Raw genomic sequence first — 255 nt, 5'->3', positions numbered from 1 at the left:
GTTCCATTTCGCCGATCACCTGCACCAGTTTCTTGTTGTTGATCCCGTAACGCGTGGCGACTTCCATGCGCTGGTGATCCTTGCGCGGGCGTATGCGCCCGAGCACAAACTGCTCGCTGACCTGAATCGCCAGTTGCGGGCCGTGGGCCTGGGCGATCAGGTCGAGCATCAGATCAATCGAGGCCGTACCTCCCGCCGAGGTGATCCGCCGGCGGTCGATCTCAAACAGTTCTTGGGTGACGCTGAGCTGTGGAT

General features: G+C 60.8%; 1 pseudogene. It reads right to left on the bottom strand.

From position 1 onward, the window contains the following. Positions 1-255, bottom strand: a pseudogene (locus AAEY83_RS16855) (GlxA family transcriptional regulator); the annotation flags it as partial.

This window comes from Psychrobacter sp. TB20-MNA-CIBAN-0197 (assembly GCF_040309765.1).
GTDB classification, from domain to species: domain Bacteria; phylum Pseudomonadota; class Gammaproteobacteria; order Pseudomonadales; family Moraxellaceae; genus Psychrobacter; species Psychrobacter submarinus.
The sequence above is the reverse complement of the archived record's forward strand: the minus strand, read 5'-3'. Positions and strand labels throughout refer to the sequence as shown.